We start from the raw sequence: 14,522 nt of genomic DNA, 5'->3' as shown, positions 1-14,522 counted from the left end.
TCAGCCTCGGCCCCGTGGCCGGTTTCACAGAAGATGCCAGAAGTTCAGCAACCGCTGCGCGGCCAGCCGAGGGCTGGTAACGCGCGGCAGATCGAGGTTGGTGACGCACGGCAGATCGCCGGTGACGCGCGGCCAGCTCCCGGCGTGGTGCCGACCCCGGGGCGGCCAGCTCGCCGCCCCGGGGTCGGAAAAGCCGTCAGGCGATGTCGCGACGTCGAGTGATCAGGATTCCGACGATGCCACTGACCAGCGCGTAGCCCACCAGCACCAGGGCGCCGACCCACCAGTCGGGGGTCAGGTCGGTGCTGCTCCCGCTGATCATGACCTGGGATGCCACCGCGGGCCAGACCACCTGCCACTTCATCACCGCCTCGTTGTCCAGCCAGCTGGAGAGGAGGAAGAAGAGCAGCTGGGCCACCTGGGTGCCGATCAGGTACAGCACCGAGGCGGTGATCACCGCGCCGAGCTGGTTGGGGATCAGCGTGCCGATGCCCACCCCGAGGACCGTCCAGATCATGTACGCCAGCAGGTTCAGCAGCAGTGCCCGGTGCACCGTCCACTCGCCGAGCTGCGCGCCGTGGTCGTTCAGGCTCAGGAAGACCGACCCAGCGGCCAGGTCGATCACCGTGGTGGCCAGCCAGAAGCCGAAGCCCAGCAGCGAGGCGGCGCCGAGCTTGGCCAGGATCACCGAGGTGCGACGCGGCGTGGTCAGGTAGGTCGTGGTCGCGGTCTGGTGGAAGACCTCGTTGGTGACCATCAGGATGCCGATCAGCATCACGAACATCAGCCCCAGGTACTGCCCCGAGGTGTACAGGTTGGCCGCCTGGCCGGCGGGGGTGGCCTGGTCCCCGCTGACGCCGAAGTCCTCCTGGTTGCCGCCGAGCACCTGGCTGGCGAGCCAGGCGTTGACGACGAAGGCCAGCACCAGGGCGAGGAACGCGCCGAGGGCCAGCCACCACCAGGTGCTGGTCGTACGGATCTTGAGCAGTTCGGCTCGGACCAGGTTCATCGGATGCCCGCCTTTCCGGCCGTCAGCTCCAGGAAGACCCGTTCCAGGTCGGGTCGTTCGGTGGTCAGTTCGTGCAGTTCGACGCCGGCGGTCAGGGCGGTCCGGCCGATCGTCGGGGCGTCCACCCCGGCGACCAGCAGCACGCCCTGCTCGTCGGTGTCGACGGTCGCCGACTGCGCCTTCAGCGCCGCGACCAGAGCCTCGGCCTGCGGCGTGCGGACCCGTACCCGGGCGGTCTGCGCCATCGAGCCGAGGACCTGGTCGACAGGTCCCTGCCGGACCAGCTGCCCGGCCGCGATGATCACCACGTCGTCGGCGAGCAGCTGCATCTCCGACAGCAGGTGGCTGGAGACCAGCACGGTGCGGCCTTCGTGGGCGAGGTTCTTGAGGAACCCGCGCATCCACCGGATGCCCTCCGGGTCGAGCCCGTTGGCGGGCTCGTCGAGGATCAGCACACGAGGGTCGCCGAGCATGGCGGCGGCGATGCCCAGCCGCTGCTTCATGCCCAGCGAGTAGCCCTTGAACTTGCGCTTCGCCGCCGGGGTCAACCCGACCAGGGCCAGCGCCTCGTCGGCCCGCTGCCGGGGCAGCCCGGCCGCCGCGCAGATGACCCGCAGGTGGTTGATGCCGGTGCGGCCCTTGTGCGCGCTGGAGGCTTCCAGCACCGCGCCGACGTGCCGGAGCGGGTCCGTGAGATCGGCGTACCGGTGGCCGCTGATGGTGGTCGTGCCCGCGGTCGGCGTGACCAGGTTCAGCAGCATGCGCAGGGTGGTGGTCTTGCCAGCGCCGTTCGGGCCGAGGAAGCCGGTCACCCGCCCCGGTGCCACGGTGAAGGACAGGTCGTTCACCGCCCGCACGTTCTTGTACTGCTTCGTCAGACCGGACACCACGATCTGACCGTCGCTGGTGGGGCTTCGCTGCCCGTCAGTCATCGTTCTCCTCCCGTGTACGGCGTCGAGGTACGCCGTGGCACAGCGTGACGGCCCGGGGCATCAAGGTCAATCAGGCTCGGTTCCTATGTTCGTCTCCGTCGCAGGGCGGAGGCGACTCCACCCTGCGGACGACGGACGGTCTCAGCGGGCGATCCAGGTCGCCCGCGCCGCGCCGAGCAACGCGCCGTCCGGGCCGTACAGGCTGGTGTGCACGAGCGCCTTGCGGCCATCGACGTCGAGCAACGCCCCGGTCACCACGCAGTCGTCGCCCGGCCCCGGCAGCGCCGTGACCACTGCGGCGATCCGACCCAGCAGGTACAGGCGGCCCGGCGCGAGGACCGTCCAACCGCCGGGGCAGTCCAACGCCGCCCAGACCGTGGGTGCGCTGACCCGCTCGGGCGCCCGGAACGGCGCGGCGGTCCGCCCATCAGGTAACCGGCCGGGAAAGATCCGCAGCCCGTCGGCCCGCTGCGGCCCGCAGACGTAACAACCGGGGAACGGATGCTCGACCAGGCCGGGGTAGCGCGTCGCCGCGGCCACCGCGGTGTCCAGGTCCACCGGGGGTACGACGACGTCGACCACGCCGGCCGGGCGCACCTCGGCCACCAGTTCGCCGGCCGGGTCACGGACCTCGCCGTCGGTCAGGATCAGCTCGGTGTCCAGTGGTGGCGGTCGGCGCAGCGTCACCTCGACCGGGCCCGTGCCGCCCGCCTCGGCGGCGAACACTCCCGCGCTCCAGCCGCCGTTGCCCGAGCCGGGCGGCCCGTTGTAGCGGGACTCGATCCGCATCGTCGACCTCCGGTGGGGCGTGCCGGCGTCGTCGCCGGTTCGTCGGGCAGCCTCGCACGACCACCGGTGGGACGCATCTGCCGGCCGGCGTTCATCCTGCCGACACCGGTGGTCTGAGTGAATGGCAACCCGAGCACCTACACAGATCCCATGGCCGTTCTGCATGCCGCTGGCGCACCCCTGACGACCAGCGGATACACCCTGCTGATCGCCGACGACCCCATCCAGGTCGCGGCCGCGCAACGCCTGCGCCACGAGGTGTTCGCCACCGAGCTCGGCGCCACTCTCCTCCCCGATACCGCCGGGCTGGACGTGGATCCCTTCGACGCGCACTGCGACCACCTGATCGTCCGCGAGGACAGCACCGGCCAGGTGGTCGGCACGTACCGTCTGTTGCCACCGGGCCGCAGCACCCGGCGGTACGCCGAGGACGAGTTCGACCTCGGCGCGCTCGATCCGCTCCGCGACGACCTGGTCGAGGCGGGCCGGTCGTGTGTGCACCCGGACCACCGCTCCGGCGCGGTGATCAATCTGATGTGGGCGGGCATCGTCCGATACCTGCACCTGCGGGGTTCCCGTTGGCTCGGCGGCTGCGCGTCGGTGCCGGTGGCCGACGGCGGGCGGACGGTCGCCGAGGTGTGGACCCAGGCCCAGACCCGGCACCTGTCGCCGCCGCCCCTGCGGGTCCGCCCGCTGCGGCCCTGGTTCACCGAGTCGGCCGCCGGACCGGTGGCCGCCGATCCGGCGGGCCGCGTCGCGGTACCGCCGCTGCTGCGTGGCTACCTCCGGCTGGGCGCGTGGATCTGCGGCGAGCCGTCGTACGACCCCGACTTCGGCTGCGCGGACTTCTACGTGCTGTTCTGCCTGGATCGGATGAACCCGCGTTACCTGCGGCACTTCCTGGGCGAGGCGCAGCGATGACCGCCGGGTCGCACGACCTGTGGCGGCCGTCGTCGGGTTGCGACGACGACTGTCTGCCACCGACCGGCGGGGTGCCCACCGTGTCGGTGGCCCGTCGGGTACTGCGGTTGGTCGCCGTGTCCGGCATGCTGCTGGCCGGCGTCGGCCTGGTGGTGCTGCTGCCCGTACTGCCGGTCCAGGAGCGCCACGCGGCGGTGCGCGGGTGGGCCCGGTCCACCGCGCGGGCCTTCGGGGTCCGGCTGGTGATCCGGGGCCGACTGCCCCGGCGGCGGGCGCTGCTGGTCGCCAACCATGTCTCGTGGCTGGACATCCTCGCGGTGCTGGCCGTCGCGCCCACCCGGATGGTGGCGAAGCGGGAGATCCGCTCCTGGCCGGTGTTCGGCCTGCTGGCCGCGGTGGCGGGGACCGTCTTCGTGGACCGCGCCCGGCCGCGCGCGCTACCGGCCATGGTCGGCCGGATCGCCGACACGCTGCGCGCCGGCCGGTCGGTGGCGGTCTTTCCGGAGGGGACGACCTGGTGTGCGGGCGCCGGTGCCGCCGACTGCCGCCCCGGCGGCGGCTTCCGGCCCGCGACGTTCCAGGCGGCCATCGACACGGGCAGCCCGGTGGTGCCACTGCGGCTCGCCTACGCCTGTGCGGCCACCGGTACGACCACCACGGCCGCTGCCTTCCTCGGTGCGGACACGTTGCTGCGGTCGATGGTCCGGGTGGTCACGGCGCGGGATCTGGTGGTGTCGGTGACGATCGCCGCCGCGTTGCATCCGGCCCGTACCGCCGACCGGCGGTTGCTGGCTCGGGCCGCCGAGTCCGCCGTACACCTGGTGCCCGCGGCCGGGGCGGGGGCGCGGACCCGGCCGCACCCGGTGCCCACGGCGACCCCGGCGGTCGCGGTGCCCACGGCGGTCCCGGCGGTGCCCGTGCCCACGCCGGTTGTCGGCGGCGGGCTGGACCTGGCGGCCTGAGACGGCGGCCCTGCGCCGTGCCCGTGCCCTGCGCCTGCGCCCTGCGCTCCGCGCCTGCGCCCTGCGCTCCGCGCCTGCGCCCTGCGCTCCGCGCCCGTGTCCTGCGCTCCGCGCCCGTGTCCTGCGCTCCGCGCCCGCGTCCTGCGCTCCGCGCCCGCGTCCTGCGCTCCGCGCCCGCGCCCTGCGCTCCGCGCCCGCGCCCTGCGCTCCGCGCCCGCGCCCTGCGCTCCGCGCCCGCGCCCTGCGCTCCGCGCCCGCGCTCCGCGCTCCGCGCCCGCGCCCTGCGCCCCGCGCCCGCGCCCGTGTCCTGCGCTCCGAGCCCACCAAGATCGCGCTCGATCCAGCATGTAGTGGCCTCGGGGATGTGGGATGCCACTACATCAAGGATCGAGCGCGATCTTGGTGTGAAGGTTGGGTTCGCGGTGCAAGATCTTCGCAACTTCGGTGATGTTGCTGCCTGGTGCGCGTCTGAGGCAGCAACATCCGGGAAGATGCGCGGATCTTCGGGGCGGATCTTGGGGGCGGATCTTGGCGCGCGCAGGATGGCCGCCAACTCGCGATCTGTCTTGTGCTGTCGCGATGTATCGCGTTACTGTCTGCTCGTCCGGCGCGCGTTGGCGCGCCGTCGAGAGGAGGACGCGCCATGGCCGGATGGACGGTCGAGAGCCCGCAGCGGCTCACCGTGGACGGACCGGTCACCCGGTTGGATGTCCGCCTGGTCAGTGGGCGGCTCAACGTGGTCGCCGCCGAAGGCCCGACCCGGATCGACGTGACCCAGGTCGGCCGTCGGCCGGTCCTGATCGAGCATGCCGACGGCCGGCTCAACATCCGTCAGGAACGCGGTCGGAGCTGGTCGGACGTCCTGCGGTGGTTCCGGATGATCCACCGCTACCCCCGGGTGGACGTCTCCATCGCCGTGTCCGCCGACGTCCTCGCCGACCTGGGCCTGGTCGCGGGCTCGCTCGTCGTCTCCGGCCTGCGCCGGCAGACCAGGGTCCACGTCACCGCCGGCCAGATCACCCTGATGGGGCTGCGGGGCAACACCACGGCGAACATCACCTCCGGCCCGGTGGAGGCTCTCGGCGTCCGCGGCGACCTCACCCTGGAGACGGTCTCCGGTGAGGTGATCCTCGCCGACAGCGCCGCCGACCGGGTACGGGCGCAGACCGTCTCCGGGGCCATCACCTGCGACCTGGACAACCCCCGGCACAGCGAGATCCGGCTGAGCACCATCTCGGGCGGCATCACCGTCCGGGTCCGCGCGGACAGCGACCTCGCCGTCCAGCTGAACACCGCCTCCGGGCGCATCACCAGCGGCTTTCCGCAGCTGCGCAGCTCGACGTTCCCGGTGCGCAACAGCGAGGGAGTGCTCGGCGCCGGCAACGGTAAGCTCTGGGCTTCCGCGACCTCGGGCAGCATCGCCCTGCTCGCCCGAGCCGTCGACCATGATGGGGAGGAGCTGCCGTGACCGCCGTGTTCAGCCACGGGCGGCTCCGGCTCTACCTGCTCAAGCTGCTCGACGACGGCCCGAAGCACGGCTACGAGCTGATCCGCCTGCTGGAGGACCGTTTCCTCGGGCTCTACGCGCCCAGCGCCGGCACCATCTACCCCCGCCTGCAACGGCTGGAGGTCGAGGGCCTGGTCAGCCACACCGCGGCCGGCGGCCGCAAGACGTACGACATCACCGACGCCGGCCGGGCGGAGCTGCGCCAACGGGCCGGCGAGTTGGAAGCCCTCGAGGCGGACATCGCGGCCTCGGTGGCCGACCTCTCCACCCTGGCCGGTGAGATCCGCAGCGAGGTACGAGGCTCGGTTCGCGACCTCAAGCGGGAGCTGAGCGAGGCCACCCGGCAGACCCGACGCACCCGGTGGGACGCGCCGGCGCCGCCGCCCCGGCCGGCGTCGACCGTCGGGCCGCAGGCGGAGCTGCTCGACGAGCTCGACAAGCGGCTGCTCGCGTTCAGCGCCGAGGTGGGCCGGTTGACGCGCGCCCGGCAGTTCAGCGACACCCAGCTGCGCACCGCGATCCGGCTGCTCGACGGCGCCCTGGACGGGCTGCGCCGCCTGCTGCGTTGACCCGAGTCGCCGAACGGCGTTGACCCGAGTCGCCGAACGGCGCTGACCGGAGTCGCCGTACGGCGGTGACTCACAGGTTTTTTGCAGGAAGTGTCCAGCGCTGGCGCAGTGATGTCACCGATGATGGGCGCATGCCCGCTACCCAGACCGAGGCGCGACTTCTCGTCGTCGAGGACGACCCCAACATCCTCGAACTGCTCTCCGCGAGCCTTCGCTTCGCGGGGTTCGACGTGGCCACCGCGACCAGTGGGAGCGCGGCGCTCAACGCCGCCAAGGACCACCGGCCCGACCTGGTGGTGCTCGACGTGATGCTGCCGGACCTGGACGGCTTCGAGGTCATCCGGATGCTCCGCGAGGGCGGCACGCGTACCCCGGTGGTCTTCCTGACCGCCCGGGACGCCACCGACGACAAGATCCGTGGGCTGACCCTGGGTGGTGACGACTACGTCACCAAGCCGTTCAGCCTGGAGGAGTTGACCGCCCGGATCCGGGCCGTGCTGCGCCGCACCACGACCGGCGGGCAGGCGCCCTCCCGGCTCACCTTCGCCGACCTGGAGCTGGACGAGGAGACCCACGAGGTGCACCGGGCCGGCCAGCGCGTGCAGCTGTCGCCGACCGAGTTCAAGCTGCTGCGCTACCTGATGCTCAACGCCAACCGGGTGCTGTCCAAGGCGCAGATCCTCGACCACGTCTGGAACTACGACTTCCGCGGTGACGACAACATCGTCGAGTCCTACATCTCCTACCTGCGACGCAAGGTCGACACCACCCAACCCCGGTTGATCCACACGCTGCGTGGCGTCGGGTACGTGCTGCGCAAGCCGGCGGCGTGAACGCGGTCCAGCAGGCGAAGGGACGGCTGCGGGGCGTACCGCTGCGAGTCAAGCTGGTGACCGCGGTGCTGCTGCTCGTCGCCGCCGCGCTGCTGGTGATCAGTTCGCTGACCACTGTCTTCCTGCGCAGTTACCTGGTCACCCAGGTCGACAGCGAGTTGAGTGGCTCGGCACGCAGCCTCGACGAGGTCGTCGCCGCCCAGCAGGGCAGTGTGGGTGTGGGTTTCCCGACCGACTACCTGGTGGTGGCCATCAACTCGAGCAACGGCCGGGACCTGGTCTACGACAACAAGCGTTTCGTGCTGGGCGACCTGCCACCGTTCCCGTCGGACGCCGCCGGCTTCGAGAAGCTGGAGGGCAAACCCTTCACCGTCCGGGCCCGGGACAGCAAGGTGCGCTGGCGGATGCTCTACACCCAGTTGCCCAACGGTCAGCCCCTGGCCATCGGTCAGCACCTCACCGACGTCGACCTGGCGGTGAAGCGGCTGGTCTGGATCGACCTGCTGGTCGGCGGGTCGGTGCTGATCATGCTGGCCTCGGTGGGCGCGGCGATCGTCCGGACCAGCCTCAAACCGCTCGTGGAGATCGAACGAACGGCCGCCGCCATCGCCGGCGGCGACCTGACCCGGCGCGTGCCCGACCCGGAGGAGGGGCAGGCCGAGCCCACCTCCGAACTGGGCCGCCTCTCCCGCGCGTTGAACGCGATGCTCACCCAGATCGAGGCGGCGTTCACCGCCCGAGCCGCCTCGGAGGCGTCGGCGCGTTCGGCGGAGAGCTCCGCGCGGGACGCCGCCTACGCCGCTCAGGCATCCGAGGCGCGGGCCATCCGCTCCGAGGAGCGGATGCGACGCTTCGTCGCGGACGCCTCGCACGAACTACGGACCCCGCTGACCACCATCCGTGGTTTCGCCGAGCTGTATCGCCAGGGCGCGGCCCGGGAGCCGGAGCAGACCGCCGGCCTGCTGCGCCGCATCGAGGACGAGGCGGCCCGGATGGGGCTGCTGGTGGAGGACCTGCTGCTGCTCGCCCGGCTGGACCGGGAACGGCCACTCGCGCTGAGTCCGGTGGAACTGCCGGTGCTCGCCTCCGACGCCGTACAGGCCGCCCGGGTGATCGCCCCGGACCGCCGGATCGAGTTGGAGATCGCCCCCGGATCGGGTCCGCTCGTCGTCTCCGCCGACGACCCGCGGTTGCGTCAGGTGATCGGCAACCTGGTCACCAACGCGCTCACCCACACCCCGCCGGACGCCGAGATCCGGGTGCGGTTGCGGGCCGAGCCGGGAGGCCAGGCCGTCATCGAGGTGGCCGACAGCGGTCCGGGCCTCTCGCCGGAGCAGGCAGAACGGGTCTTCGAGCGGTTCTACCGGGCCGACGCGGCACGCACCCGGCGGGCCGACGGCAACACCGGCACCGGCCTCGGCCTGGCGATCGTGGCAGCGCTCGTCGCCGCGCACGGCGGCTCGGTCGAGGCGGTCGAGACACCCGGCGGCGGGGCCACCTTCCGGGTCCGGTTGCCGCTGCTGCCGCAGGTCGACGACGTCGGCGAGTGACTTTCAGCCAACTTCCAGGACGGTTCCAGGTTGATTGCAGTGCCAAGGGAGAAGGTAGTGCCATGACCGAGTACGAGTCCGACCCGCAGCGCCGGCCGGCCCCCACCGACGCCGAGCCGTCGCACCCCACCGCCGAGCTGCCACGCGACGAGCGCGCGCAGTCCGACTCCCCGACCACTCCCATCCAGGTCGTTTCGACCACGGGTGACGCGCAGGCCGCCGGTGACGCGCCGACCACGAGCGACACCTCGACCACCGCCGTCACCGAGGCCGCACCCGCCGCCTACGGCGCGCAGCCGGCCAGCACGCAGCCGACCGGGTACGAGCCGCCGACCGCCGCGCAGCCGACCCCCGCGCAGCCGACCGGATACGAGCCGCCGGCCACCGCTGGATCCGCGCCGCCGTACCCGGTCTCCGGCTACCCGGCACCCGGCCAGTCCGGCTATCCCACGCCCGGCCAGTCCGGCTACCCGCAGCCGAACGCCGGCCGGTACCCCGGTGCCCCCTGGTACGCCGGCCAGCAGTCCGGCTGGGCCGGTGGGGGACAGCCGGGCATGGCGTACCCGCCGCACCAGCAGCAGCACGCCCCGCACCAGCAGCACCCCGGGCAGCACGCCCAGCACCCGGGTCAGCCGGTCCCGCCGTGGGGTCCGCAGGTCGCGCCGCCCGGCAGCGGTCCCCGGCCCGGCCGGATCGCCAAGTTCGCCGGCGCCGGCGTCGCGGTGTTCGCGCTGATGCTCGGCTCCGGCGTGGCCGGTGGGGCGCTCGCCCTCGCGCTCGACGGCGACGGCGGTGGCGTCACCCGCACCTACACCGCGGCACCGGTGCTCAACAGCGCCGACCTGCCGAAGATCGCCGCGTCCGTACAGGACAGCGTCGTCTCGATCACCACCGGCAGCGGCGAGGGCTCCGGCGTGGTGCTCACCACCGACGGCTACGTGCTGACCAACAACCACGTGGTCGCCTCGGCCAGCGGTGACACCGTCGAGGTGGTCTTCGCCGACGGCAAGAAGGCACCGGCGAAGATCATTGGCACCGACCCGAAGACCGACCTGGCCGTGGTCAAGGCCGACGGGGTCGCCGACCTCAAGCCGGCCAAGTTCGGCGACAGCGACGCCATGCAGGTCGGCGACCAGGTGCTCGCCCTGGGCAGCCCGCTCGGCCTGCAAGGCTCGGTGACCTCGGGCATCCTCAGCGCCCGGGACCGCACCATCCGGGCCGGCGAGGGCCAGCAGCAGGACCCGACCCAGCAGAGCCAGCCCGTCAGCTCGATCTCCGGTCTGCTCCAGACCGACGCGCCGATCAACCCGGGCAACTCCGGCGGCGCGCTCGTCAACACCCGGGGTGAGGTGATCGGCGTCAACACCGCCATCGCGACCTCCGGGCAGAGCACCGGCAACATCGGGGTCGGGTTCGCCATCCCCAGCAACAAGGCGAAGGACGTCGCCGGCAAGCTCCAGCGCGGCGAGAAGGTCAGCCACCCGTCGCTCGGAGTGGGCGTCAACCAGGCCGAGGGCGGCGGCGCGCTGGTCGCGTCGATCACCCCGGGCAGCCCGGCCGAGAAGGCCGGCCTCCAGCGCGGCGACGTCGTCACCCGGTTCGGCGACAAGCCGGTCAACGACTCGGACGACCTGGTCGGCGCGGTCCAGGCCGGCAAGGTCGGCGACCGGGTCGAGGTGCAGTTCAAGCGGAACGGCGCCGAGAAGTCGGTGTCCGTGACGCTCGCCGAGACGAACTGACAGATATCTGAACCTGCTTCCTCCCTCCGGCGGCGGGTGGCGGGGCCGAGGGGGTCGGCTCCGTCACCCGCCGCGCTTTTTCGGCCAGGACGGCGGTTCACCCGGATCGGGTGAGCCGCCGTCACCCGTGTGCCCGGCAGATTTCGGTGCGCGAGTCTCGGCGACCGAAACCGGGGGTGGGTGCCATGACCGAGGTGGTGGACGTCCGCGACGACCAGCGGATCCAACGCGACGTCCTGGCGGAGCTGGCCTGGGACGCCCAACTGCAACCGAACGAGATCGGTGTGACCGTCGACCAGGGCGTGGTCACCCTGACCGGGTACGTGGACGGTGCCGCCCGCGGTTGGGCCGCGACCCGATGTGCCCAGCGGGTCCGTGGCGTACGGGCGGTGGCCGACGAGATCGAGGTGCGGCTGCCCGGTACGCCGGGGCGTACCGACGCCGAGGTCGCCATCGCCGCCTCCCGGGCTCTGGAGTGGGACAGCTTCGTGCCCGCCGAACGGCTCGACGTGACGGTGGCCAACGGCTGGCTGATGCTGCGTGGCGAGGTCGAGTTCGGGTGGCAGCGGCGGGCCGCCGAGGGGGAGGTGCGCCGGCTCGACGGCGTACGGGGGATCACCAACCTGATCGAGGTACGGCCGCCGGCCCCGCCGGTCGCTGACCGACTGCGTCGGGACGTCCAGCGGGCGCTGGCCCGCACGATCGGTGGCGATCGGGTGACCGTCGAGGTGGACGGCGACACGCTGGTCCTCGCCGGGGTGGTCCGCTCCTGGTGGGAACGTGACCAGGTCCAGCGGGTCGCGTGGAGCGCGCCGGGAGTGCGGGTGGTGCACGACCAACTCCTGGTCGGCGGGTGAGCGTCCGCCTTGTCCGGTTTACCCGGGACGCCACCGGGAACCCGCCGCCGACCACGCCGGTCGGCGGTCACGCCGTACCGGGGATCAACGGGGAGGACTCGTGGCCGTGACCCACCCGCCCGCGGGCCGCCCTCCGGAGCGGTCGCTGCGCATCGCGATGGTGGTTCCGCCGTGGTTGTCCGTGCCGCCGCCCGGTTACGGCGGCCTTGAGCAGGTCGTCGCCGCACTGGTGGACGCGTTGAGCGGTCACGGACACGCGGTGACCCTGTTCGGCGCCGGCAGCCACCACGGCACCGATGCCGACGGCTTCGTCTCGACCGTGCCCGATGTCCAGTACGAGCGGCTTGGCGAGTCACTGCCCGAACTGGCCCACCTGGCCCGGGTCAACCGGCTGATCACGGCGGCCGACTTCGACGTGATCCACGACCACACCACGATCGGTCCGTTGATCGCCGGCCGCCGGGCCGTGCCGACGGTCGCGACCGTGCACGGCAACCCCGTGGGGGAGTACGGCGATGTGCTCGACGAGATCGACTCGGGTGTCGCCCTGGTGGCGATCTCGCACGCCCAGCGTCGGCTGAATCCGAGCCTGCCCTGGGCCGGCACGGTGCACAACGCGCTGGACATCCGCGGCTTCCCGCGTAAGACCGTGCCCGGCCGAGGGCCGGTGCTGTGGTTGGCCCGGTTCAGCCCGGACAAGGGTCCCGACGTCGCCATCCGGGCCTGCCGGGAGGCGGGGTTGCCCCTGCTGCTCGCCGGCAAGTGCAACGAGCCGGCCGAGCGCCGCTACTACGAGCAGGTCGTCGCCCCGCTCGTCGACGAGAACGTGACAGTCGTCCTCAACGCCGATCGCGCGGCGACGCTGCGGATGCTCGTCGACGCCCGTTGCCTGATCATGCCAATCCAGTGGGACGAGCCGTTCGGCATGGTCATGTTGGAGGCGATGGCGACCGGGACACCCGTGGTCGCGCTCAACCGGGGTGCGGTGCCGGAGCTGGTCCGGCCCGGGGTGACCGGGCTGGCCTGCGCGCACGCGGACGAGCTGCCCGCGGCCCTGCGCGCGGCGGAGCAACTCGACCCGGAGGACTGCGTGGCGCACGTCGCGCGGAACTTCTCGGTCGAGCGGATGGCGTACGGGTACGCGGAGATCTACCGGCGCTTCGCCGCCGGCGGCCACGACGTGCGCGAGTCGGCCCACGTGTCGGCCCGCTGACCCTGCCCGCCGGGGCGTCACCGTGCGGTCAGACCCGGGCCATGCCCAGCTCCGCGACGGCGACGTCGAGTTGCTGCGCGTACGCCGGACTGATGCCACCCTCACCGAGGCGGACCGCGACCTTGTTGCGCAGCCGGGCCACCGGTGGTGCCAGCTCGTCGCGGCCGGAGCTGACCGCGGCGGTCAGGTTGCGCAGCTCGTTGCGCAGGTCGAGGCCGACGTCGCTGCGGATCTCCCCGGCGCTCAGCCCCGCCGTGATCAGCTCGTCGACCCGGTTGGCGGCCTCCACGAGGGTGCCCGGATCGGAGCGGGGCGACGTGGTCCTCGGCCCGGCCGGCGGTGCCGTCGTCGGCTCGGGCGGCGCGGAGGTCGGCGGGGCGGTCGTCGGAGTCGTCACCGGACCGGCCGAGGGTTGCGCCTGCCGGGTGGGCTGCTGGTCGGGCCGCAGGGCCACGCCGATCAGCACCGCCGCGACCACCAGGACCACGGGCACCAGCAGCAGCGCCAGTCGCCGTCGCGACCACCGCGACCCCGCGTCGGTCTCGCCCGCGTCGGTCCCGACGACGGCCGTTCCGCCGGCGGCGGCTGTTCCGCCGGCGGCCGTCTCTCCGGGGGCCGCCGCGACGGTTACCGCCTGCGACGGCAGGGGCTGAGCGGGCACCGGGACGGTCGTGGGTGGCGGGTCGGCCGGCACGAGCTGTTCGCGAAGCGTGGTGGCGACCTGGCGGGCGGTCGGCCGGTCCGCCGGGTTGCGGGCGAGGCTGCGCAGGCAGATCCGGGTCACCGCCGGAGGCAGGTCCGGCAGCTCGGCGAGGGTCGGCGCCGGACCGTTGGCCAGCGCGGCGCTGAGCTGCTCCCAGGTCTCCGCCGGGTACGGGACCCGGCCGGTGAGTGCCTCGTGCAGCAGGACGCCGAGTGAGTACACGTCGGTGGACGGCTGGGCCGGTGCGCCGTCGAGCCGTTCCGGAGCGACGTACGCCGGAGTGCCGAAGGTGCCGCCGTCCTCGTCCTCGTCGGGCGCGCCGATCCGGGTGGCGATGCCGAAGTCGAGGACCTTGACCCCCGAACCGGTCATCATCACGTTGGCCGGAGTGATGTCGCGGTGCACGATGCCGAGTCGGTGCGCGGCGGCCAGCGCGTCCGCGACCTGCGCGCCCACCTGGACCGCCTCGGCCCACGGCAACGGCCCCTCGGTGAGCCGCAGCTCCAACTCCTCGCCGTTGAGCAGCTCCATCACCACGAACGAGGTGATCGAGCCGTCCGGGGCGACCGTCTCCCCGTAGTCGTGCACCGAGGTCACGTGTGGGTGTACCAACTGGGCGGCAGCGCGGGCCTCCTCGCGCACCATGCCGCGGAATCGCGCGTCGGCGGCCAGCGAGGGAGCGAGCACCTTGAGCGCGACGACCCGGTCCAGCACCTCGTCGCGGGCACGCCAGATCACGGACATGCCACCGGCGCCGATCTGGTCCAGAAGTCGGTATCTGCGAGCCAGCAATCGGCCCGGATGCAGCGCTGCCTTCACGGATCGCACCTGCCTCAGGGGTGGGAGCGGTATCAGGTTGCGCGAATGCGTTCGGCCTGTCAACGCCGTCACCGGCTCCGGTCGCCGGGCGGTGTCTGGCGTGCGCCGACCGTCCGGCG

13 protein-coding genes are annotated in these 14,522 nt (G+C 72.7%); 9 read left to right on the top strand and 4 right to left on the bottom strand.

Features of this window, described 5'->3' with window-relative positions:
• Positions 1–196: 196 nt before the first annotated feature.
• The 3 genes from AB0O48_RS01510 to AB0O48_RS01500 form a co-directional block, all read right to left on the bottom strand.
• Positions 197–1,009 carry an ABC transporter permease gene (locus AB0O48_RS01510; protein ID WP_357246597.1) on the bottom strand — a complete coding sequence of 271 codons (813 nt, stop codon included), beginning with the start codon at positions 1,007–1,009 and terminating at the stop codon, positions 197–199.
• A complete protein-coding gene (locus AB0O48_RS01505) occupies positions 1,006–1,941 on the bottom strand; it encodes an ATP-binding cassette domain-containing protein (RefSeq protein ID WP_357571836.1) in 936 nt (311 codons plus the stop codon). The genes AB0O48_RS01510 and AB0O48_RS01505 overlap by 4 nt, the downstream gene beginning before the upstream one ends.
• A gap of 141 nt (positions 1,942–2,082) precedes the next feature.
• Positions 2,083–2,730, bottom strand: a complete 648-nt coding sequence (locus AB0O48_RS01500) for a hypothetical protein (RefSeq protein ID WP_357571835.1) — start codon at positions 2,728–2,730, stop codon at positions 2,083–2,085.
• 150 nt (positions 2,731–2,880) lie between these two features.
• On the opposite strand from AB0O48_RS01500, the gene AB0O48_RS01495 reads away from it, so the two are divergent.
• From AB0O48_RS01495 to AB0O48_RS01455, 9 genes are all read left to right on the top strand, one after another.
• A complete protein-coding gene (locus AB0O48_RS01495; RefSeq protein ID WP_357246590.1) occupies positions 2,881–3,651 on the top strand; it encodes a GNAT family N-acyltransferase in 771 nt (256 codons plus the stop codon).
• Entirely contained in the window at positions 3,648–4,613 is a 966-nt protein-coding gene (locus AB0O48_RS01490; RefSeq protein WP_357571834.1) for a lysophospholipid acyltransferase family protein, read from the top strand. Before AB0O48_RS01495 ends, AB0O48_RS01490 begins: the two co-directional genes overlap by 4 nt.
• 643 nt (positions 4,614–5,256) lie before the next feature.
• Positions 5,257–6,081, top strand: a complete 825-nt coding sequence (locus AB0O48_RS01485) for a DUF4097 family beta strand repeat-containing protein (RefSeq protein ID WP_357571833.1) — start codon at positions 5,257–5,259, stop codon at positions 6,079–6,081.
• Positions 6,078–6,689, top strand: a complete 612-nt coding sequence (locus AB0O48_RS01480) for a PadR family transcriptional regulator (protein WP_357246582.1) — start codon at positions 6,078–6,080, stop codon at positions 6,687–6,689. Before AB0O48_RS01485 ends, AB0O48_RS01480 begins: the two co-directional genes overlap by 4 nt.
• A 131-nt stretch (positions 6,690–6,820) precedes the next feature.
• Positions 6,821–7,522 (top strand): response regulator transcription factor, encoded by a 702-nt coding sequence (locus tag AB0O48_RS01475; protein ID WP_355033347.1) that lies wholly within the window; start codon positions 6,821–6,823, stop codon positions 7,520–7,522.
• Positions 7,519–9,072 (top strand): HAMP domain-containing sensor histidine kinase, encoded by a 1,554-nt coding sequence (locus AB0O48_RS01470; protein WP_357246579.1) that lies wholly within the window; start codon positions 7,519–7,521, stop codon positions 9,070–9,072. The genes AB0O48_RS01475 and AB0O48_RS01470 overlap by 4 nt, the downstream gene beginning before the upstream one ends.
• Positions 9,073–9,134: 62 nt before the next feature.
• On the top strand, positions 9,135–10,811 hold the full coding sequence (locus tag AB0O48_RS01465) for a trypsin-like peptidase domain-containing protein (RefSeq protein WP_357571832.1): 1,677 nt from the start codon (positions 9,135–9,137) through the stop codon (positions 10,809–10,811).
• Positions 10,812–10,996: 185 nt separating this feature from the next.
• Positions 10,997–11,668, top strand: coding sequence for a BON domain-containing protein (locus AB0O48_RS01460; RefSeq protein WP_357571831.1), 672 nt, complete (start codon positions 10,997–10,999; stop codon positions 11,666–11,668).
• A 157-nt stretch (positions 11,669–11,825) separates the two neighbouring features.
• Entirely contained in the window at positions 11,826–12,881 is a 1,056-nt protein-coding gene (locus tag AB0O48_RS01455; RefSeq protein WP_357571892.1) for a glycosyltransferase family 4 protein, read from the top strand.
• Positions 12,882–12,909: 28 nt separating this feature from the next.
• Here the strand turns inward: AB0O48_RS01455 and AB0O48_RS01450 are convergent, their stop codons facing one another.
• Positions 12,910–14,403, bottom strand: coding sequence for a serine/threonine-protein kinase (locus AB0O48_RS01450; protein WP_357246569.1), 1,494 nt, complete (start codon positions 14,401–14,403; stop codon positions 12,910–12,912).
• Positions 14,404–14,522: the final 119 nt, after the last annotated feature.

The sequence above is a fragment of the Micromonospora sp. NPDC085948 genome (assembly GCF_040686315.1).
Taxonomy (GTDB): Bacteria; Actinomycetota; Actinomycetes; order Mycobacteriales; family Micromonosporaceae; genus Micromonospora.
Note: the sequence above shows the minus strand (reverse complement) of the source record. Positions and strands in the feature narration are given on the sequence as shown.